General features: G+C 44.9%; 17 protein-coding genes and 1 pseudogene. 9 read left to right on the top strand and 9 right to left on the bottom strand.

All coding sequences use genetic code 11. The annotated features are described in order from the left end of the window. The first annotated feature begins 243 nt into the window (after positions 1-243). The 5 genes and pseudogenes from cobA to cysC all read left to right on the top strand — a co-directional run bounded on the left by cobA (position 244) and on the right by cysC (position 5,974). Positions 244-1,104, top strand: a complete 861-nt coding sequence (gene cobA, locus L4D05_RS23080) for a uroporphyrinogen-III C-methyltransferase (protein ID WP_428754798.1) — start codon at positions 244-246, stop codon at positions 1,102-1,104. A gap of 39 nt (positions 1,105-1,143) precedes the next feature. Next, positions 1,144-2,070 (top strand): annotated as a pseudogene (cysD, locus tag L4D05_RS23075) (sulfate adenylyltransferase subunit CysD); the annotation flags it as partial. 18 nt (positions 2,071-2,088) lie between these two features. Continuing rightward, positions 2,089-3,501 (top strand): sulfate adenylyltransferase subunit CysN, encoded by a 1,413-nt coding sequence (gene cysN, locus L4D05_RS23070; protein WP_428754797.1) that lies wholly within the window; start codon positions 2,089-2,091, stop codon positions 3,499-3,501. Positions 3,502-3,601: 100 nt separating this feature from the next. Further along, complete coding sequence (locus L4D05_RS23065; RefSeq protein ID WP_428795394.1) at positions 3,602-5,326, top strand: SLC13 family permease; 1,725 nt, start codon at positions 3,602-3,604, stop codon at positions 5,324-5,326. A 30-nt stretch (positions 5,327-5,356) separates the two neighbouring features. Further along, positions 5,357-5,974, top strand: coding sequence for an adenylyl-sulfate kinase (cysC, locus tag L4D05_RS23060; protein WP_428754795.1), 618 nt, complete (start codon positions 5,357-5,359; stop codon positions 5,972-5,974). Between the two features lie 145 nt (positions 5,975-6,119). Here cysC and L4D05_RS23055 read toward each other — a convergent pair whose 3' ends face one another. The 7 genes from L4D05_RS23055 to L4D05_RS23025 form a co-directional block, all read right to left on the bottom strand. Next, complete coding sequence (locus L4D05_RS23055) at positions 6,120-7,025, bottom strand: TIGR03899 family protein (protein WP_428754794.1); 906 nt, start codon at positions 7,023-7,025, stop codon at positions 6,120-6,122. Positions 7,026-7,387: 362 nt separating this feature from the next. Continuing rightward, the gene (locus L4D05_RS23050; protein ID WP_428754793.1) at positions 7,388-7,909 is read right to left on the bottom strand and encodes a DUF3299 domain-containing protein; all 522 of its coding nucleotides are present in this window, start codon (positions 7,907-7,909) and stop codon (positions 7,388-7,390) included. A gap of 10 nt (positions 7,910-7,919) precedes the next feature. Beyond that, positions 7,920-9,179 carry an ABC transporter permease gene (locus L4D05_RS23045; protein ID WP_428754792.1) on the bottom strand — a complete coding sequence of 420 codons (1,260 nt, stop codon included), beginning with the start codon at positions 9,177-9,179 and terminating at the stop codon, positions 7,920-7,922. Further along, positions 9,176-9,865: an ABC transporter ATP-binding protein gene (locus L4D05_RS23040; protein WP_428795393.1), complete on the bottom strand. Its 690-nt coding sequence runs from the start codon at positions 9,863-9,865 to the stop codon at positions 9,176-9,178. Before L4D05_RS23040 ends, L4D05_RS23045 begins: the two co-directional genes overlap by 4 nt. A 63-nt stretch (positions 9,866-9,928) precedes the next feature. Then, a complete protein-coding gene (gene zrgA / locus L4D05_RS23035; protein WP_428795392.1) occupies positions 9,929-10,615 on the bottom strand; it encodes a zinc uptake protein ZrgA in 687 nt (228 codons plus the stop codon). A 48-nt stretch (positions 10,616-10,663) separates the two neighbouring features. Next, positions 10,664-10,957, bottom strand: coding sequence for a DUF2607 family protein (locus tag L4D05_RS23030; RefSeq protein ID WP_428754789.1), 294 nt, complete (start codon positions 10,955-10,957; stop codon positions 10,664-10,666). A gap of 142 nt (positions 10,958-11,099) precedes the next feature. Beyond that, positions 11,100-11,651 (bottom strand): YtfJ family protein, encoded by a 552-nt coding sequence (locus tag L4D05_RS23025; RefSeq protein ID WP_428795391.1) that lies wholly within the window; start codon positions 11,649-11,651, stop codon positions 11,100-11,102. Between the two features lie 279 nt (positions 11,652-11,930). On the opposite strand from L4D05_RS23025, the gene L4D05_RS23020 reads away from it, so the two are divergent. Then, positions 11,931-12,131: a DUF1107 family protein gene (locus L4D05_RS23020; protein WP_250619368.1), complete on the top strand. Its 201-nt coding sequence runs from the start codon at positions 11,931-11,933 to the stop codon at positions 12,129-12,131. A gap of 81 nt (positions 12,132-12,212) precedes the next feature. Here the strand turns inward: L4D05_RS23020 and msrA are convergent, their stop codons facing one another. Beyond that, on the bottom strand, positions 12,213-12,833 hold the full coding sequence (gene msrA, locus L4D05_RS23015) for a peptide-methionine (S)-S-oxide reductase MsrA (RefSeq protein WP_428754787.1): 621 nt from the start codon (positions 12,831-12,833) through the stop codon (positions 12,213-12,215). A 167-nt stretch (positions 12,834-13,000) separates the two neighbouring features. Here msrA and tamA point away from each other — a divergent pair, with 167 nt between their 5' ends. The 3 genes from tamA (at position 13,001) to L4D05_RS23000 (ending at position 18,969) form a co-directional block, all read left to right on the top strand. Next, on the top strand, positions 13,001-14,716 hold the full coding sequence (gene tamA, locus L4D05_RS23010) for an autotransporter assembly complex protein TamA (RefSeq protein WP_428795390.1): 1,716 nt from the start codon (positions 13,001-13,003) through the stop codon (positions 14,714-14,716). Then, positions 14,716-18,534 (top strand): autotransporter assembly complex protein TamB, encoded by a 3,819-nt coding sequence (tamB, locus tag L4D05_RS23005; RefSeq protein WP_428795403.1) that lies wholly within the window; start codon positions 14,716-14,718, stop codon positions 18,532-18,534. Before tamA ends, tamB begins: the two co-directional genes overlap by 1 nt. 84 nt (positions 18,535-18,618) lie before the next feature. Next, the gene (locus L4D05_RS23000; protein WP_428795389.1) at positions 18,619-18,969 is read left to right on the top strand and encodes a DUF2799 domain-containing protein; all 351 of its coding nucleotides are present in this window, start codon (positions 18,619-18,621) and stop codon (positions 18,967-18,969) included. Between the two features lie 66 nt (positions 18,970-19,035). Here L4D05_RS23000 and ppa read toward each other — a convergent pair whose 3' ends face one another. Beyond that, positions 19,036-19,566, bottom strand: a complete 531-nt coding sequence (ppa, locus tag L4D05_RS22995; RefSeq protein WP_428795388.1) for an inorganic diphosphatase — start codon at positions 19,564-19,566, stop codon at positions 19,036-19,038. Positions 19,567-19,641 lie beyond the last annotated feature (75 nt).

The raw sequence follows: 19,641 nt of genomic DNA, 5'->3' as shown, positions 1-19,641 counted from the left end.
TTCATACATAGGTAAAGTGTGATCTGAATTGATTGTTATTGTGATATTTGGCTTGTAAGTCTCATATGCACATTGTGCTGTTAACAATAGCTGCTGTTAGCTAGCCTTGCGTTGTTCCGTGTAACAAAAGTCTGCAAATAAATCCTATAGTGGTTTTTGGAATAAAAAATGAAATTTTAGAATTTCCGGTAATATAGCCAGTTGGTCATAATGCCATCATCAGAGACGCGATGGACGGCCACAATGGAACAGCCTTTTAACCCAATAACGGAATTGAAAACGACACCTCAGTTGGTGACGAGTTCGGTAAAGCCTAAGTTACCGACGTCGATACTTCAGTCTGGTGAAGTTGCGTTGGTCGGTGCTGGCCCTGGCGACCCTGAGTTATTGACGCTCAAGGCTCTTAATTATTTGCAGCAGGCAGATGTCGTTTTATATGACTATCTCGTGTCTGACGAAATAATGGCATTGGTGCCAGAAAGCACGGTGTTGGTGTGCGTTGGTAAACGAGCCGGCCACCACAGCGTACCTCAGGAAAAGACTAACCAGCTACTTCTCGAGTTTGCTCAAAGCGGTCACAAAGTGGTTCGAATTAAAGGAGGTGACTCTTTTATGTTTGGACGAGGGGGCGAAGAACTTCAAGTGTTGGCGCAAGCGGGTATTTCGTTTCAAGTTATTCCGGGTATCACCGCAGCTGCTGGTGCAACGGCGTATGCCGGCATTCCTCTTACCCACCGCGATTACGCTCAATCTGCTTTGTTTGTTACTGGGCACTTAAAGCCAAACAGTGATGATATGGATTGGTCGACACTCGCACGTCCTAAACAAACACTTGTGATTTATATGGGATTGATGAAATCCGACTATATTCAGCAGCAATTGGTTCTCCATGGAAGAAGCCCGAACGTACCCATTGCCATCATTGAACGTGGTACTCAACAGACGCAAAAAGTGTTTGTGGGTCAACTGAAGGATCTTACGGATCTGGCGAGAGATGCTCAAGCTCCATCATTGATCGTAGTAGGCGAGGTCGTTGAATTAGCGAAAGATCTTGCTTGGTTTGGTGAGGCATCGACTCAAGTACTCAAAGTTAAGAGTGCATAGGAATTCAGTCTGGTAGAGGTTTAATGGCCTTTACTCGAAAAAAAGGAAGCACAACAAATGGATCAAGAAAGACTCACTCACCTCAAACAACTCGAAGCGGAGAGTATTCACATTATTCGTGAAGTCGCTGCCGAATTCGATAATCCGGTCATGATGTATTCGATCGGTAAAGACTCTTCAGTCATGTTGCATCTGGCTAGAAAAGCATTTTACCCAGGGAAAATACCTTTTCCTTTATTGCATGTCGATACCGATTGGAAATTCAAAGAGATGATTGAATTTCGTGATCGTACGGCGAAAAACTATGGCTTTGAGCTTTTGGTACATAAGAACCCTGAAGGCCTTGCGATGGGGATAAATCCATTTGTGCATGGTTCCTCAAAACACACGGATATCATGAAAACTCAAGGGCTCAAACAAGCGCTGAATCACTATGGCTTTGATGCGGCTTTTGGTGGGGCGCGTCGTGATGAAGAAAAATCCAGAGCCAAAGAGCGCGTTTACTCTTTCCGCGACAAAAATCACACCTGGGATCCAAAGAACCAACGCCCTGAATTATGGAAAACCTATAACGGGCAAATCAACAAGGGTGAGAGTATCCGAGTATTCCCTCTCTCAAATTGGACAGAACTGGATATCTGGCAATACATCTATTTAGAAGGCATTGATATTGTACCGCTTTACTTGGCCGCTGAGCGACCAGTCGTGGAGCGCGATGGCATGTTAATCATGGTTGATGATGATCGAATGGACATTCAACCAGACGAAAAAGTAGAGAATAAAAGCGTACGTTTTAGAACACTTGGTTGCTACCCACTCACTGGTGCAGTGGAATCAGAGGCGGCGACGCTGACGGAAATTATTGAAGAAATGCTGGTTGCGACATCCAGTGAAAGACAAGGCCGTGCGATCGACCATGATCAGTCTGGATCAATGGAGCTTAAAAAACGTCAGGGATATTTCTAAGGATCGAAGGGACACATTATGAATAGCGCAGTAGAAGCACAACTTGCCGAGCTAGGCATTGAGGGATACCTCAATCAGCATCAACACAAATCCTTACTTCGATTTCTGACCTGTGGTTCAGTTGATGATGGTAAGAGTACGTTAATTGGGCGCTTGCTCCATGATTCTAAGCAAATTTATGAAGATCAACTAGCTGCGGTTCACTCAGATAGCCAACGCGTAGGGACGACAGGGGATAAGCCTGATCTTGCGCTGTTAGTTGACGGTCTGCAAGCTGAGCGCGAACAAGGTATTACCATCGATGTAGCTTATCGTTATTTTTCAACTCAAAAGCGAAAGTTCATCATTGCCGATACTCCAGGGCATGAACAATATACTCGTAACATGGCTACTGGCGCATCGACCTGTGATTTAGCGGTGATTTTGGTGGATGCACGTAAAGGCATGTTAGATCAAACTCGACGCCATTCCTTTATCGCCAGTCTACTGGGTTTAAAGCACTTTGTGGTTGCTGTAAACAAAATGGACTTAGTTGACTTTTCCCAGCAACGATTTGAATCCATTCGTGATGATTATTTGGCATTTTCAGAGAAGCTAGGTAAAGGCATTGATATTCAAATTATTCCTTTGTCTGCGCTTGACGGCGACAACGTGGTTGAGCCCAGCGAAAACATGCCTTGGTATCAAGGAAAGCCGCTTTTAGAGTTGCTTGAGAATGTCGATATCGATCAAGACAAACGCTATGGGGAATTCCGTTTCCCGGTGCAATATGTCAGCCGCCCAAACCTAGACTTTCGTGGTTTTGCGGGGACGGTTGGCTCGGGCGAAGTTCGAGTTGGCGATGAAATTAAGTCATTACCATCGGGAAAAACATCCACCATCGAGAGTATTGTCACCTTTGATGGAAACTTAGATGTAGCCTTTGCAGGACAAGCGGTCACGCTAACATTGAGCGATGAAATTGATATTAGTCGAGGTGATCTGATTGTTAAGCAAGACGCAAAAGTCACGTCTTCAAACCGATTACTTGCCGACGTGGTTTGGATGACGGATGACGCGCTCGCGGCGGGAAAAACGTACGACATCAAGATTGCTGGTAAGAAAACCCAAGGTCAATTAGAGACAGTGCGTCACCAGTACGACATTAACACGCTCGCATCATTTGATACCGAAACCTTACCCCTCAACGGAATTGGTTTATGTGAGTGGTCACTCACTGAGTCAGTAGCCATTGATAACTATGATGCGGTTCAAGATACCGGAGGCTTTATTATCATTGACCGCCTGACCAATGTGACGGTCGGAGCTGGTTTAGTACGTGATGCTTTAGCAGAGCAAGAGCGCTCGCCTAAGGAACGTATGGGGGCGTTTGAAAGTGAGTTGAAAGCGTTAATCATGAAGCACTTCCCTGAGTGGGATGCAAAAATTTAACGTGTAGCCCTAGTGGTGAGTGACTGTTTACTCGGTCGATGATCTCGTCAGCCTAATGATAGATTAATCGACCGTGTAGCTGCTATCGAGGATAAGGATTATGTGGGAACAGGGAGTCGTCTTAGCGCTATTGATGTCAATCATTAGCTGCTTGGTAGCAACTCAAATTAAACCTAGCCTTATTTTTGCTGGCGCAGCGTTTATTGCTTTCATTAGTGGCATGACAGAATTGAGTGTTATCGCCACGAACTTCACGAACTCATCGTTATTGACGTTAGTACTGCTGATAATGTCTTCTGCTGCTTTAGAGAAGACACGTTTGATTAGCTGGGTAAGCCGTTCTATTGCAACCGGAAGACTCGGGTCGGTGGTCGCCAAACTGGGGATTTCTACGGCCCTGTTGTCGTCGTTTACCAATAATACCGCTGTCGTGGTATCGCTTATTGGGGCGATTAAACGTAACCAACGCCATGCGCCTTCTAAATTACTCATTCCTTTGTCTTATGCGGCTATCTTGGGGGGAACACTAACGCTCATAGGTACCTCAACCAACCTGATCATTAATAGCTTTGTTGAAGATGTAGGATTACCGAGTCTTGATTTTTTTGCACCAACTTGGATTGGTTTGAGTGTCTTAGTTGGTGGCGTCATTATTTTGATTCCACTGAGTTATCTGTTACCAAACTATGATGATGATAATCAAGATGAACTGCCTTACTTTTTGGAAGCTAGGGTTGAACCTGGCTCACCACTTGTGGGTGGCAGTATTGCTGAGAATAACTTACGTGCATTAAGAAAATTGTTTTTAGCCGAAGTAGTGCGTGATGGTGATACGTTGGCTTCCGTTGGTCCCGATTTTGTATTGAAGGCAAAAGACAGGCTATTGTTTTGTGGTGATGTAGAGAGCGTCAATACGTTGCAAGAAATCAATGGCTTGACGTTTTTTGGACAGCACCATTTAAATGGTCAAAACCTTCTTGAAGTCGTAGTGAGCTCCTCGGCTACGTTTTGTAATAAGACGCTGAAATCGAGTCATTTTCGTGACAAGTTTGATGCAGTAGTTGTGGCCATTCGTCGTGGACATGAACGTTTGGAAGGTGGATTAGGGAACATTGTTTTGCAAGCCGGCGATACATTGGTTTTAGCACCTGGAAAACGTTTTGACGATGAAAGGCGTAAGTACCGTAAAGAGTTTGTCTTGGTGAATGACTTAGACTCGAGTGCTCGGCTAGATATTTCGAAGTCGAGTTATGTGCTGTTGGGCTTTGTTACCGTTATTGCGTTAGCACTTACTAACATTTTGCCGATCATTAAAGGGCTTGCGCTATATCTTATCGCGATTCTTGCTTTTGGCATCGTGAATATTGGTGAGCTAAGACGACGCTTTCCAACGGACATCGTCGTGATTGTTGGCTCGGCGCTATCTATTGCTCAATTGATGATCTCAACGGGCCTATCTGTACGGATGGGCGAGATGTTTATGGAGTTGTTTAACGGTTGGGGTGTCTTCGGGGCTTTGGTGGCGACTTATTTTGTGACCTTAATTCTTACGGAGCTGATTACCAATAACGCCGCAGCGGCTCTCGCTTTTCCTATTGGCTACAGCATGGCAGTGGGCTACGGCGTTGATCCGATGCCGTTTATTATGGCGGTGTTATTTGGCGCTAGTGCAAGCTTCATTTCACCGTATGGTTATCAAACTAACTTGTTGGTGTATAGCGTTGGTAATTACCAACTTAAAGATTATCTGCGAATAGGCATCCCTATTTCTATCGTGTATTCGGTACTGGTATTAGCGCTTATTCCGTACTTCTTTCCATTTTAATATTGATGAGAGTGACAATTAAGGATTTATATGTCGGACATTACTTTAGATAAAGATGAGAACGTGATCTGGCATCAGCATTACGTCACCAAATTGCAGCGTTCAGAATTAAAGCAGCAAAAGCCCGTTGTATTATGGTTTACCGGACTTTCTGGTGCTGGAAAGTCCACGGTTGCGGGTGCATTAGAAACGGAGTTACTTCGTTTGGGTCACCATACTTACTTACTGGATGGGGATAATGTTAGACACGGTTTGTGTCGAGATCTTGGCTTTTCGCAACAAGACAGACGTGAAAATATTCGCCGTGTTGGTGAGTTAGCAAAACTGATGGCGGATGCTGGATTGATTGTACTCTCTGCCTTTATCTCTCCTCATAGAGAAGAGCGGGCGTTAGTGAAATCACTGCTTCCAGAGGGGGAGTTTTTAGAAGTGTTTGTGGATGCGAGTCTAGCGGTATGTGAATCTAGGGATCCTAAAGGCTTGTATAAGAAAGCACGAGCAGGTGAGATCGCTAACTTCACTGGCATTGATTCTGAATATGAACAACCTATTGACCCAGATATTCATCTTCAAGCGAGCGAGAAAAGTGTCGCAACGTTGGTGGAAGACTGCTTAGCGGTACTTAAAGAAAAAGGGATCATTGGTTAATCCCACCCGGTTACTATTCAGGCAATGATTTCATTCCATGTGATGACTTTGCGTAAACTGGCAAGGCTAGGTGGGTAAGGAATAGGGGGCACACTCTATTCCTTTGTATTCCTTTGTATCCCATGTTAGTGATGACTGACTATCATTAGACCTGGTGGTGAAAAGATGACGTTACTTCACCCGCGACAGTAAATTTTCTGTTGAGCAAATTCACCAGTTTCTCTTGGTAATGAGTATTACCGCGATGCCCTAACAGCTGGCATAATTCATTCCCTGTTGGAGTAAAGCGATAGTAGGTTAGCCGAATCCCTTTCAGCTTAGATTGCAGCAGAAACTCGCTTCCTTGGTAGTTGAGCTTCAATGCTGGCTCTTGCGCAATTTCCCCTGACTCCAGTTCTGTACCTAACAAAATTCCCAACTCTATGAGCAGTAATAGGCTTGAATATGGCAGGTTAAACTCACCTAGACTTAGTTCATCGAAGCTCTCTCTTTTTGAAAAGCTAAAGAGTCCTGCATGATGTTTGATCCCTAATAGTAGCTTTCGGCTACTGTCTGCACCAAAGCTGCAAGCAAGAGAGGCGGCTCGTTGCAGTGTTTGAGCTTCTTTTGGTGTCATGTCCCTAAGCGTTTTTAGTGCTTTCATTGAGGTGGATCCGGGATTAGTGACTTCTCTTTTGAGCACTTGCGCCCAGAGCTTTTGCATGGACGTATTATGAATATCCTGAGCCATATCAAAAAAGCGCAATAGCCAATCAAAATCGGGTTCGCTGGATACTTCGCTGTTACATGCTTGAAGTGACAACTTGACGATTTGCTCCAGGTTTTTTTGTCGTTGCTCTTTGCGCTGTTTGTCTCGTTGTATTGCTCGTTCAAAAACACTTTTGCTGGGGGACTCTTCACCGATGAGAGCGTCAAGCAAGTGGTTTTGAGCAATGGCTCGGATACGACTCGCACTGTCACGCATATGAGAACTCTTTTTCTGAGTTTGCTCATTACGCGCGGATGTCGCCTCAATGATTGGAGATGGACTGCTGGTCGTTACATTGCTCATAGTCATACACTTGGCAGGTTGAATGAGAGTTTGGGATGAAAGATAAATTTAACGAGGTTTTGCCAATATGACTAGCGCTATTTGTGTGAGCTATTTTCCGATTTAACAATTAGAGCAGGTATGTTGTAAAAATACCTAGGCTAAATGATAAAATTTTGTTAAATTTATTGGGTAAGTAAGGGGGGCGTTATGCGGCACTCAGGAGAACCTAAACTCAAGAAACATATCTCGACGGTATTGTTACTAGGCGTCTATATCGGCGTGCTAGCGTATCTTTCAACCTATATCAGTTAAATACTATACGCTAGCAAATCATCCATTTTCGTCACGCAGTTTTTTGTTGCGTATTTGTTATGTGCATTCTAGTTATCATCGTAATCTTCAATATGGAGACCTTCAATTAAGTAACCTGTCTCGGCAAGTTCAGAATTGATGGTCTCTGTCTTCAGTGTCCCTACAACATAAATGACATCCCATAGACGATGCACTGGTGCGCCTTGTTTAAATTTCACATAAACGATTTGGTTTGGCGGTGGTGGTGGGACGTGTATGCAAGCACCAAAATAGGGCACCAACAAAAATTCAGTCACCGTATCTTCATCGCCTTCTAGTGGCACGACAAAGCCTGGTATTTTTACTGTGCTGCCATCAAGCTCTTGACGAACGGTGCCAACTTTTGACTGTTCCATTTGTCCACCAGAGTGATTGGTTATAGGCATACCGACGGCATCAAACTGATTTCGCTCCGCTTCGGGGATTAAATCAATCCAATCAAGCTTAAGCACTTCGCTATCGGTACTTTCGCTACCTTGAGCTAGTGCGGGAGGTAGACATAAGCCCATAGTCAGCATAATGACACAGCTTATGCGAGTGAATATTGTCATAAAAATCTCGTCATACTCGGATGGTCATGCCATCGCTTAAAGATTGTTGATAGGCGCGTAAGGCAGGGAAGAATCCAATAAGGATCCCAGCCAGTTGCACAAAACCAAGTAGCAGCCATTCATGTTGGCTAACGCCTGATAAGGTTATACTAATTCCATATTGTGACGCAATGATGGGACTCGCGATAGCAAGTAGGCCATAAGTGCCTGCAACCCCCACGATTATACCGACAGTCGTTAAAGCCGTTGCTTCACTGACCAACAATGCAAAAACATGTCTCGGTCTTGCTCCCATTGCCCGTAGAATTGCCATTTCACGCCGACGTTCTTGCAGGCTTGTTAATAAGCTAGATAACATTCCCATCAAACCAGCAACCACAACAAAAATAGAGACCATTAACAGAGCTTGCTCTGCCACGCTCATTAAACCCCATAATTCATGTAAGGCGATACCAGGCATGATGGCGCTTAATGGCTCTTGTTTGTAGGTGTTGATTTGTCTTTGTAGTGCAAATGTTTGGATTTTACTGTTTAGCCCAACCAACATTGCAGTAATTTGTTTAGGTTGGAAGTCCAGATTTTCTAATTGCTTTTTACTCGGGGCATTACCCAAGTTAGCACCGGTTTCCCACCCTACGTGTATAGCTTCAATAGCACCAAGTGAGACATGTACGGTTTTGTCGACAGGGGTTCCGGTCGGGGCTAATACACCGACGACCTTAAAGGGGAGGTTGTCGTGGCGGCTGAAACTCACATCGCTGATACCATGAGCAATAATGATTTCGCTGCCAATTTTATACCCTAATGATTTTGCCACGTCTGAGCCGAGAACCGTTTCAAATACACTATCAAAAGCACGACCTTGGCTAAAGGTCAAAGCCTGCTTTTTACCGTACTGATAGTGCTCGAAATAACTGTGATTGGTGCCCATGACTCTAAAGCCTTTATGCGAATCTCCAAGAGAGATGGGAATCGCCCATTTGACGGCTTTGTGCTGACTAAATTCTTCAAAGCTCTTCCAATCAATATTGTTAGTGGCATTACCAATGCGAAATACCGAGTAGAGCAATAAGTTGATTTGGCCTGACCGTCCTCCGACGATTAAATCGGTGCCAGAAATAGTATTAGCAAAACTACTTTTCGCTTGAGTACGAATACGTTCGACGCCCATTAATAAGATAACGGAAATCGCCACAGTGAGTACGGTGAGTATGGCGGTGGTTTTGCGATTGAGCACGCTTTTCCAAGCCAGCTTTAGGGTGATACTCATGATGACCTCGCCTGATTTAAAACAGTCAAATTAGCACTGCGACTAAACAGCGGCTCTAAACTTGGATCGTGGCTAACGAATACCATGGTTGAGTTTACTTGGTTTGCTTGCTCCATTAGCAGTGTAATGAAGGCTTCGCGATTATCATGGTCGAGTGCGGATGTCGGCTCATCTGCAATGAGAATTTCTGGTTGTCCGATCAAAGCGCGCGCAGCCGCCACCCTTTGCTGTTGACCGATACTTAGCTCAACCACAGGCTTCATCCATAGCTGTGAGTCAAGGTGCAACTGTTGTAGTAAGTGCTTAGCCTCGTTTTGGAGTGTGCCTGAAACTTTATTACGTCGATGTTGAGAAAACTCACAAGGGAGTGTGACATTATCAATAACCGACAGGTAAGGGATCAGGTTAAATTGTTGGAAAATATAACCAATATGGTCTGCTCGAAAACGGTCTCTGTGTCGTGATGGCAACTGGGTCAAGGATTGCCCTAGTGCTTTAACCTCACCAGAGTCGGCAGTAATAATACCGGTCAGTAGGCTCAATAGTGTCGACTTTCCGCTGCCACTTGGCCCTTTTAAAAATAAATGCTCACCTTGCTCGATGATGAGCTCTGGGATATCGATGGTGGGCGGCTGGTTTTTTTGCCAGCAAAAAGAAACATTGCTGAGCTCAATTACGCTCGTCATAAAGACCTCACTAAATATGCCCCAAGCGAAAGCTCAGGGCAGCAGTTAATCGAGTCGAATTCGTTAAAATTGAATCGTGGTTGACGTTGAGTTGAGCTCACTAGCAGATTGAGCGTTATCGGTTAATAGGTTGACTGATACTTTCTCGGTTGATGGGAAGTGAGTAAACCATTGGGTTTCAATTTTTGAGAGGTCAGATAGGTTTGAACAGCTAAATTGGTATTGCACGGTAAATTCGCCGTGTCCATCATGTTGGTCGTGGTCGTGGTCGTGGTCGTGGTCGTGGTCGTGGTCGTCATGACCATCATGCTCTGCGTGCTTTTCATGGCCGTGATCGTCGTGACCGTCATGCTCCGCATGTTTCTCATGCTCATGATCGCCGTGGTCATGATGACCTTTATGAGCGCTGTGATCTTCATGGTCGTCGTGCCCACCTAACCCGTGTTCAACATGAGTATCAACGAGTGTACAGCCTAGTGAGCTTGGTAGGGTAAAGATCTTGTCCGCTTGTGCCAGTAAGGCTTCAGCGTTAGCAAGTGCCTTCTTTTCAGCCTCACTCTTAGCACTATGCTCAAATCCAACAACATCGGCGCCTGGTGCTGTAATTTCGAATAATAAGTCTTGGCCATCTTGAGCAATGTTCATCGCTACTTGTCCATGGACATGAGCGTCATGTTGACGAAACTCGTCATTTGCGACAGCAATAGGGGCAGCGATGATAGAGGCGAGTAAAGTCATACGTAGTTTCATGGTGATTCCTAATAAATAAAATGTGTAATAAAAATAAGAGTGTATGAGTTAACTGGGCATTGGAGGGGAGCGAGCAGAAACAGATAAAGGCGGTCGGTTGGCAACTTCATTAAACGATGGCTGAATGGTATCGGGAGCCAATGTTGGAAGTGGAATTGCTAAGCCTGAGGTCGGAATGGAGTGTGAGCCTTTGCCATAAAGGGCGCACTGGTGATGCTGGTGATCGCTATGTTGCTCGTAGTGATGTTCGATGGAAATAAAATTAATAGAGAGTAGAAGCAAAGCCAATGCGAGAGCATGATACAAGGGTGTACCTGATGTAACGGCATAGGTTCGTAACACGACATGAACTCTTCTATTTGAAATTAATTGTTATAGTATAACAACTAAATATTTTTTCCAGATGAATGGTGAGGTTTCGGTCTATTTAGCTGGGAGAAGGCAAGGGAGAGAGGTGCTCCCTTGCGGTGGTATGCGTAACTTATTATAGGTTTTGTTTGATTAGCTCTAGAACGGAGTTGACTTCATCGTCACTTAATATCCCTTCTTTCACGAATAGCACTTTCCCTGATTTATCTTGCACAATAATAGCGGAGCTTTCGGCTTCTAATTGCCATGCACTTGCCACTAAACCATGCTCATCAAGGACCATGGATGACCAAGGAAATTCTTTTTTGCTGTCCTCTGCTGATGATTTTACGAATGATCCCGTTCCCCACATCGCATCATCTTGATTGATCACCGTTGTCGTTTGATAGCTGTCTTCTGGGAATTTTTCATCAGTAATGGCTGCCATGAGTGGGGCGTTCATTTTTTTCGAGCTGCTACGTCCTGCAATGGCCTGAATAACCCGTACTTTTCCTAGCATTTGCGCACTCTTCCAAGCGCTATAATTAATGGTGTCGCCTTCTAGTAAAAGCTCACCATGAGCATCGACAGAGACAGAACGCGCGGCTGAGCCTACTTGTACATTGGTCGCTAACGCGAGTGTTGGTAAGCAGAGTAGCGTTAAAGAGAGGAGAGACTTTAGTTTCATTGTGATATTTCCATATTATTATTTGATGATCGCGATAACCATAGGTGAACCTTAGGTTAAGTACAACTTGTAGATGTTGATTTGACCAAGACATGTACTCAGCTTGATAAAATCATCATAAGCATAACAGTGATTTATAACTTGTTGCAAAGATGTTAATTTCAATTTGTCTAATGCGAAAGTTCAGGTATACTTGTCAATAGACGCAAAAGATATTGCGAGGCACAGCAAAGAACTGTGTAAGACAAGATTTACTCAAACGGATATTGAGGTCAGATTATGCTAAAAAAATTTACGGTTTATCGTCCGAAACAGATCGCAAAGTTTGTAAAAACTTTATTTAAAGGGCAATTCTTTATTGCTGGTCTTGGATTGTTCATGTTCGATAATGGCAAGGTTTTACTTCCGGGGATGGAAGACCGCCGTAAACTGGATGCCTTTAAAGAGATTAACGGTGAGATTGCTGCCTTAGCGATATAAGCAGTCTAAACCAAACGTTAAAAAATGCCTCAGACTTGTCTGGGGCATTTTTTTTACGCTAATCTAGCATGCAGCATATTTTTATTGAGGAGGGAAGCAAACGCCCGTTCCGCCTATACCACAATAGCCGTTGGGATTTTTTGCCAAGTATTGCTGGTGGTAGACTTCAGCAAAATAGTAATGGTCTGAGAGGCGAATCTCAGTTTGAATTTCGCCTTTATCCCCTAGCGCCTGTTGAAACTGTTGTTTAGTGGTTTGCGCCAATACTAGCTGCTTGTCATCATTGCAATAGATGGCGGATCGATACTGCGTACCGACATCATTACCTTGACGCATTCCTTGCGTCGGGTCGTGTTTTTCCCAAAAAACTTTGAGAAGGTCGGTGAGCGTAGTGAGCGTGGTGTCATAGACAATACGTACGACCTCTGTGTGACCAGTCATGCCTGAACACACCTCTTCGTAGGTTGGGTTAGGCGTATAGCCTCCCGCGTAACCTACAGAGGTGCTCGTGACACCAGGGAGTTGCCAAAAAACACGCTCAGCCCCCCAAAAGCACCCTAAGCCAACTATAATACTTTCTTCATGCTCCGCTAAAGGAGCGGTGACATCATTGTGGTAAATAAAGTGTGGTTCCATGATGGCGATGGCATGTTCTCTGCCAGGAAGTGCTTCGGCTTCTGAAACCATGTCTGTTTTTCTCATGGGGATTCCTTTTTTAGTTGACGAACGGCAGTGTAGATGGCGAAATATTGTATGAAAAATGATACTTTTCTATGGGTATGAGTTGTTAAATACAGACTTACAAATTGAACAGCGTTATCATTTAACGTAATAATAAAAATAGCGAACTTCAGTCTCGACAATAAAGCATGATAAAGAGAGTTTTTCCACCGCTAATGTTCATGATCGCTTCAATGTCACTCATGGCAGCTGAAGATATCGAGTTGAACATCAATGGATTGAGCGGCCCGTTAAAAGATAATGTGGATGCATACGTATCTGCGATTTCCCCGAGCGAATACTCTACGTCGCTGCGTTTTCAATCTCGTATTACCAAAGAAATTAACTCAGCGTTGAATGCGTTAGGTTACTACCATGCTGAGATTCAGTTCTCGATCAATGACCAGCAAGATGAATTAACGGTGGCAGTAACGCCAGGGCAACCGATGCGAATTAAACTGGTGGATGTTGAACTCACCGGAGAGGCGAAAGAAGACGCCGACTTTTTGCGTTTGATTCGAGTGACGCCAGTCAAAGAAGGGCGGATACTCAATCAGGGTGAATATGACACGTTAAAGTCGAGTCTTCGCAATTTAGCCTTGCAAAAAGGCTACTTTGACGGCGCGTACACATTGAGTCGCCTCGAAGTTGTGCCAGAGCTCAATCAAGCATTCATTCGGTTACATTTTGATAGCGGCATTCGTTATAAATTTGGGTCTTCCACGATCACAGGTAGCCAGATAGATATTGACCGTGTGCAATCACTACAGCCATACAAAAGTGGTGATTACTATCAGGTTGGAAAGGTGGGGGAATATAACCAAGGTTTGTCGAACACCGAGTGGTTTTCGTCGGTGTTTGTTGAGCCCGACTTGGAGCAGGTTGGCAAGGGTCGAGAGTTGCCGATGAAGGTGTCACTAGCGCCGCAGGTAAAAAATCAATTTGAAACGGGTTTAGGTTATTCGACCGATGTCGGAGCAAAAGTTAAATTTAAATGGAAAAAGCCATGGATTAACTCTCGTGGTCACAGCTTTAATACCAGTCTTGATTTATCCATTCCTGAACAACAGGTCACTGCCGCGTATAAAATTCCATTAGATGATGTGTTGCGAGATTATTACGTGATTCAGTATGGTCTGAAAAACGTCAATCGTTCGGATAAAAAGACTCTAGAGTCTAACTTAGGTTTTGAACGACACTGGGTACTCGATGGTGGTTGGCACCGTACCGCTTACATCCGCTATTTAGTCGAAGATTATGAGCGTAATTTAGAAGGCGATGTTGGCCAGTTTGTTTTACCGGGGCTTTCTTATTCACGCGTTGTGTCTCGTGGTGGCGTATTGCCAATGAGTGGTAATAAACAAACCATTATGTTCGAGGTGGGTGATAAGCGGGCGTTATCAGAAACCTCGGTGTTTAGAATGCGAGGAACCTCAACATGGATCAGCAGTATTGGCGAAAACCATCGCGGCATATTTAAGGTTGATGTGGGTGCCAATATTGCCGATGACCCTTCGAAACTGTCGCCATCTTTGCGTTTCTACGCGGGTGGTGACAACAGTGTTAGGGGTTATGACTATGAGAGTATTTCCCCTGTTGATACTGGTGGAACCAAGACCGGTGGTCAATATTTAGCAACCAGCACGCTTGAGTATCAATACCGTATATACAATAACTGGTGGGCGGCAACGTTCTTTGATGTGGGTGATGCCTTTGATGACACGCCAGTTTGGAAGCGTGGTGCGGGTGTCGGGATCCGTTGGGTATCGCCTGTTGGGCCTATTAAATTCGATTTTGCCAAGGGACTCGATCAAAAGCCTGAGGCAGAATGGCGAGTTCACTTTAGTTTAGGGCCAGAGTTATGATGTTAAAAGTTTGGCGAGTAACAAAGTGGCTGTCTGTGACGTTCATATTGATTGTGACACTATTGCTGGCCACCCTTGCTTTTGCACTGTTTACCAATACTGGGTTAACGGCCATTTTATGGGGAGCAAGCCAAGCGCTACCTGAGCTTAAAGTGGAGTCAACTAAAGGGGCGTTATTCCCTCGTTTTACTTTAAACAACGTGACGTTTAAAGATGAATCTCTATTTATCGACTTAGCGGCGGATTCACTGACGCTGGCGGTTGATCTAAATTGTCTCAGCGACCCTCGAGTGTGTGTGAATGAGCTGTCGGTTCATGGGTTAGACTTTTCCATGCCTGAAATTGCACCGAGTGAGCCTTCTCCCGAACCCTCAGAGCCGATTACCAGTATATCGACGCCAATTCCAATCGCGATCGGTAAGGTGAATCTTGCCGATATTAAACTGGATATTTTGGGCACAAAAGTGAGTTGGGACAGCTTTACGACATCGCTTTCTATGACCGGTTCGAAATTATCTATAGGTAAAACCCTGCTTGCGACCCCTAGTGTTACTTTACCTCCGGTAGAAGATGTACCAAAGGTCGCGGCTAAGAAAAATACCGCGATGGCGAATACCGCTGCAGCTGCTGAGACCTCGACAGCCGTTAAGAATCCTGCAACGGCAGAGCCTGCGCGCGCAATTGAGTTGCCAGAAGTCCTCATTCCTTTATTTGTCCATATTACTCGCCTTGATATTCGAGACTTTACCTTACACCAAGAAGAGCCGATTGTTGTCCATCACCTTGGGTTGCAAGGCTTCGCGGGTAAACATGATGTTCATGTCGAAAGTCTTGAATTAGCCATGCCGCAGGTTGATGCTTCTTTGTCTGGCAACGTTGCGCTAATAAAAGACTACCCCCTTGACATCACTTTGGATGCCCAATTAAAAGAAACAGATCTTACTGGACAAAAACTGGCGCTTACCGCTAAGGGCAGTGTTGGTGACTTGCACCTGGATAGTCATTTTTCAGGGGTTATTGACGCCGCCTTATCTGGGAATATTCAGCCATTAGCGCCTACGTTACCGTTTGATGTTGTTTTGTCGGATGGCAAGGCTGCGTGGCCTTTGAAAGGTGAGAGTGAGTATCAGGTTATTGTTGACCAGCTTAAAGCCAAAGGGTCGCTGGACAGCTACGAAGTGGTGTTAAAAACACAGGCATCGGGCAAGCCAATTCCAGATGTTGCGGTTGAATTACAAGGTAAAGGCGATCTTAAACAGATTAATCTTGAAACGTTGACGATCAATTCTCTCGGTGGCTCCATTCAAGGTTCGGTTATGGCGAATTGGGAAGCGCCTGTCAATTGGAAGGCGGACATGATGCTGTCGCATATTCAGCCAGGGCTGCAATGGCCAGAAGCCGAAGGAGACATTAGTGGCCAAATCGTGACTTCAGGTGCGTTGACCGACGCTGGTGGCTGGCAAGTACAAGTACCTAAACTCGACATCGTCGGTATTTTGCGAGATTACCCATTATTGGTAAAAGGGCAAGTAGAGGCTGCGGACAAGTCAGGATCAGGAGAGCTGAGTGTCAATACGGATGGCTTGTCGTTAGCGCATGGCCCAAACAATATGAGCGCGAAAGGCAGCTTGCGTAAAAATTGGGATATGAATGTCGCCATCGATTTTCCTGATCTAGCCAAGACTGTCCCTGAGCTACAAGGTTTGTTGGTCGGCACCATTGCCCTAAAAGGTAAGATGCAAGAGCCTGATGTTCGTTTAGATCTGCAGGTCAAGAAGGCTAAATGGCAGCAAGAGGCGAGTATCGACACGTTATCGCTTTCCGGTGAAGCGAAACCATTGCCTATAGATCAGGCCAAAGCCGATATTCGTTTGCAGGCCTCGGGAATTCAATATCAAGAACACAAAGTTGATTCACTCGATGTCAGTTTACAAGGCACGCAGGCAAAACATGAACTGGACTTAGATCTGGTTTCAACGTTGCTCTCCGCTCAGTTAAGTGTTGTCGGTGAACTCATTGATAAGCCGAGTTTGATATGGACAGGTGAGTTAGCAAGCGCTCACTTTGAAACGGAGCAAGGGCCGTTACACCTGCAAAACCCGATTCAAGTGAAAGTTGATGTAGACAAACAAAGTGCTGACGTCAGCGCCCACTGTTGGAAGCAGTCAGAGTCGCGTGTGTGTTTAGAAAAGGATATTCAAGCCGGCACGTCGGGTGAAGCGTTGGTCACGTTGAAGAACTTCAATTTTGAACAGATTAAAGCTTATGTTCCTGAGCAAACCCGCCTAGAAGGCTCGGCCAGCGCCACTATATGGGCGAAATGGGCACCAGAGGTCTCGCCTGAAGTGAAAGTAGACGTTAGGTTACCAAAAGGGCAGGTGACCCAGGAGCTAGAAATCCCGCTCGTGGTTGGGTGGGAGTCGATAGAACTCAAAGCTAACTTGGCCAATGATCAATTGGATGCATCTTGGTTACTTGATGTCACCGATAATGGCGATCTATCAGGTAAGGTGACGCTTCCCAACGTGTTGGAAGAGGACAAACAAATTGAAGGCGAGCTAAATCTCTCCACGTTTGACCTTGATTTTTTACAGCCCATCATTGGTGAATTTAACAAGCTGCAAGCCAACTTATCATCTTCAATTCAGATAAAAGGTGATGCCTTACACCCACAACTATATGGCGATCTTAAGGTAGATGACTTATCACTTAAAGGTGATATTTCTCCGATACAGGTGGAGTCTGGTGGACTCGTGCTTAATCTCAATGGCTATGATGGCAAGCTTGATGCAAAAATTCAGACCACCGATGGCGAACTGTTGATTAACGGCGACGGGAATTGGCAAGATCTACAAGATTGGCGAACAAAACTGCGAGTCTTTGCTGAAGAATTAAAGGTCGATGTGCCACCAATGGTCAAAGTGAAAGTGGTGCCTGATATGACCATTGAGGCCACACCAAAGCTGGCTAAAGTCACAGGTAGCATTGGTTTACCATGGGGACGCATTGTAGTCGAAGAGCTGCCACCAAGTGCGGTAGCGGTGTCGAGTGATCAGGTGATACTCAATGCTGATTTAACACCGCAAGACGATTCAATACCAGTACCTTTCAATATTGAAACTGACGTTTCAATCTCTATTGGTAATGATTTCACCGTCTCTGCTTTTGGTCTTAAAGGTGGTTTGCGCGGCAAGCTTCATGTCTCCCAAAAAGATAAAGGGCCATTTATCCAAGGGGAAGTGAACATTGTGGATGGTTCTTATAATTCGTTTGGGCAGGACTTACTCATCGATGAAGGTAAGATCCTGATGACCGGACCTGTGGACCAACCTTACGTCAATATTAAAGCCATCCGAAACCCAGACACTACCGCTGATGATGTGACAGCTGGTGTGAAAGTAACGGGGTTGGCAACGCAGCCGAAAATCGAGATATTCTCAGACCCAACGATGCCACAGGCGAATGCTTTATCTTATCTACTTCGTGGTCAAGACATCGATGGTGAGACCGGAGGCAATGCGCTGACAACGACGCTTATAGGTTTAAGTTTGGCAAAAAGCGGCAAGGTGGTCGGTGAAATTGGTCAAGCGTTTGGGGTTCAAGACCTACAATTAGATACCGCTGGTACGGGGGATGACTCTCAAGTTACCGTTAGTGGCTATGTATTACCGGGCTTGCAGGTAAAGTATGGCGTCGGCATCTTTAACTCACTGGGTGAGTTCACTATCCGTTATCGCATTATTGAAGATTTTTATGTTGAGGCGGTGTCGGGGCTCTATAGCTCTGTGGTCTTCTTATATCAATTTGAAGTTGATTGATGGCCGTTTAACTCGAGAGATGCTGCTACAGTTAATAAGTTATAAGACCGATTAACTAAGCTGAAAGTTTGCGTGAGGTTAGCCATGAAAAATTATAGCGTGCTGATTTTAGGGCTACTGATGGTAGGGTGTGTTCAATTACAGCCACCAACAGGTGATGATAACCAAGCATGGCAAGAGTTTGGCCAAGCTTGGGCCATGAAAGGCTACGTTATCAAAGATCGTAGTGAGTTGGAGCAGGATACGCCCTCTTTGAGTCTTGCTCAATATAAGCAATATCAAATGGGGTATGCGTTAGGAAAGGAGACGTATTGCCAGCAGGACCCATTTGTTCTTGGATTGAACGGTAAAATCTACTATGGAATTTGTCAGGACATCAGCCGTACTTTTTTAGAAGAATACTGGCGTGGAAAGCAGTCACGAGCTAAACGGTAGCCTAGCGTCAAAAGATAATAAGCCGATAGAGGGGAAAACGCTCATAGAGAGCGTTTTTTATGGCTATTATTTTTTTTGTGCTCGGTCATAGGAGCTGATGATTTCCTCTCGAGCGGCGTGAATATCAGCCCACCCTTCTACTTTTACCCATTTTCCTGGTTCTAGTTCTTTATAGCGCTCAAAAAACTGGGTGATTTGGGCTTTAAGTAGCTCTGGAATATCATTTACATCTTGGATGTGTTCGTACTCTTTTGATATTTTACTGTGCGGAACGGCAAAAATTTTAGCATCTTCGCCAGACTCATCCGTCATCTTTAAAACACCCACTGGGCGACAGCGGATGACTGAACCCGGGATAAGCGGATAAGGTGTTGGGACGAGAACATCAACAGGGTCGCCATCGAGGGAAAGGGTGTCATTGACGTAACCATAGTTGCACGGGTAGAACATGGGGGCGGACATGAATCGGTCGACGAACACGGCACCAGAATCTTTATCCACTTCGTATTTTATCGGATCGGCGTTAGCTGGGATCTCAATGACGACATAAATATCATCAGGTAGTGACTTACCGGCAGGTACGTGGTTTAAGCTCATTTGGATCTTCCTTCTTGATTCTAAATCCCTATAGATATTAAGGATAGGCGTTATCATTCAAATGGGTTAAATAAA

The organism is Vibrio nomapromontoriensis, assembly GCF_050337205.1.
Taxonomy (GTDB): domain Bacteria; phylum Pseudomonadota; class Gammaproteobacteria; order Enterobacterales; family Vibrionaceae; genus Vibrio; species Vibrio nomapromontoriensis.
This window is presented reverse-complemented; position numbering and strand designations above follow the sequence as displayed.

What these genes read in the sequence shown, in the direction of transcription:
- cysN (WP_428754797.1), top strand. Translation starts at nt 2,089, where the DNA reads ATGAATAGCGCAGTAGAAGCACAACTTGCCGAGCTAGGCATTGAGGGA.
- L4D05_RS23055 (WP_428754794.1), bottom strand. Translation starts at nt 7,025, where the DNA reads ATGAGCAATGTAACGACCAGCAGTCCATCTCCAATCATTGAGGCGACA.
- L4D05_RS23045 (WP_428754792.1), bottom strand. Translation starts at nt 9,179, where the DNA reads ATGAGTATCACCCTAAAGCTGGCTTGGAAAAGCGTGCTCAATCGCAAA.
- L4D05_RS23050 (WP_428754793.1), bottom strand. Translation starts at nt 7,909, where the DNA reads ATGACAATATTCACTCGCATAAGCTGTGTCATTATGCTGACTATGGGC.
- msrA (WP_428754787.1), bottom strand. Translation starts at nt 12,833, where the DNA reads ATGAGAAAAACAGACATGGTTTCAGAAGCCGAAGCACTTCCTGGCAGA.
- cysC (WP_428754795.1), top strand. Translation starts at nt 5,357, where the DNA reads ATGTCGGACATTACTTTAGATAAAGATGAGAACGTGATCTGGCATCAG.
- tamB (WP_428795403.1), top strand. Translation starts at nt 14,716, where the DNA reads ATGTTAAAAGTTTGGCGAGTAACAAAGTGGCTGTCTGTGACGTTCATA.
- L4D05_RS23020 (WP_250619368.1), top strand. Translation starts at nt 11,931, where the DNA reads ATGCTAAAAAAATTTACGGTTTATCGTCCGAAACAGATCGCAAAGTTT.
- L4D05_RS23000 (WP_428795389.1), top strand. Translation starts at nt 18,619, where the DNA reads ATGAAAAATTATAGCGTGCTGATTTTAGGGCTACTGATGGTAGGGTGT.
- tamA (WP_428795390.1), top strand. Translation starts at nt 13,001, where the DNA reads ATGATAAAGAGAGTTTTTCCACCGCTAATGTTCATGATCGCTTCAATG.
- cobA (WP_428754798.1), top strand. Translation starts at nt 244, where the DNA reads ATGGAACAGCCTTTTAACCCAATAACGGAATTGAAAACGACACCTCAG.
- L4D05_RS23025 (WP_428795391.1), bottom strand. Translation starts at nt 11,651, where the DNA reads ATGAAACTAAAGTCTCTCCTCTCTTTAACGCTACTCTGCTTACCAACA.
- L4D05_RS23040 (WP_428795393.1), bottom strand. Translation starts at nt 9,865, where the DNA reads ATGACGAGCGTAATTGAGCTCAGCAATGTTTCTTTTTGCTGGCAAAAA.
- zrgA (WP_428795392.1), bottom strand. Translation starts at nt 10,615, where the DNA reads ATGAAACTACGTATGACTTTACTCGCCTCTATCATCGCTGCCCCTATT.
- L4D05_RS23065 (WP_428795394.1), top strand. Translation starts at nt 3,602, where the DNA reads ATGTGGGAACAGGGAGTCGTCTTAGCGCTATTGATGTCAATCATTAGC.
- ppa (WP_428795388.1), bottom strand. Translation starts at nt 19,566, where the DNA reads ATGAGCTTAAACCACGTACCTGCCGGTAAGTCACTACCTGATGATATT.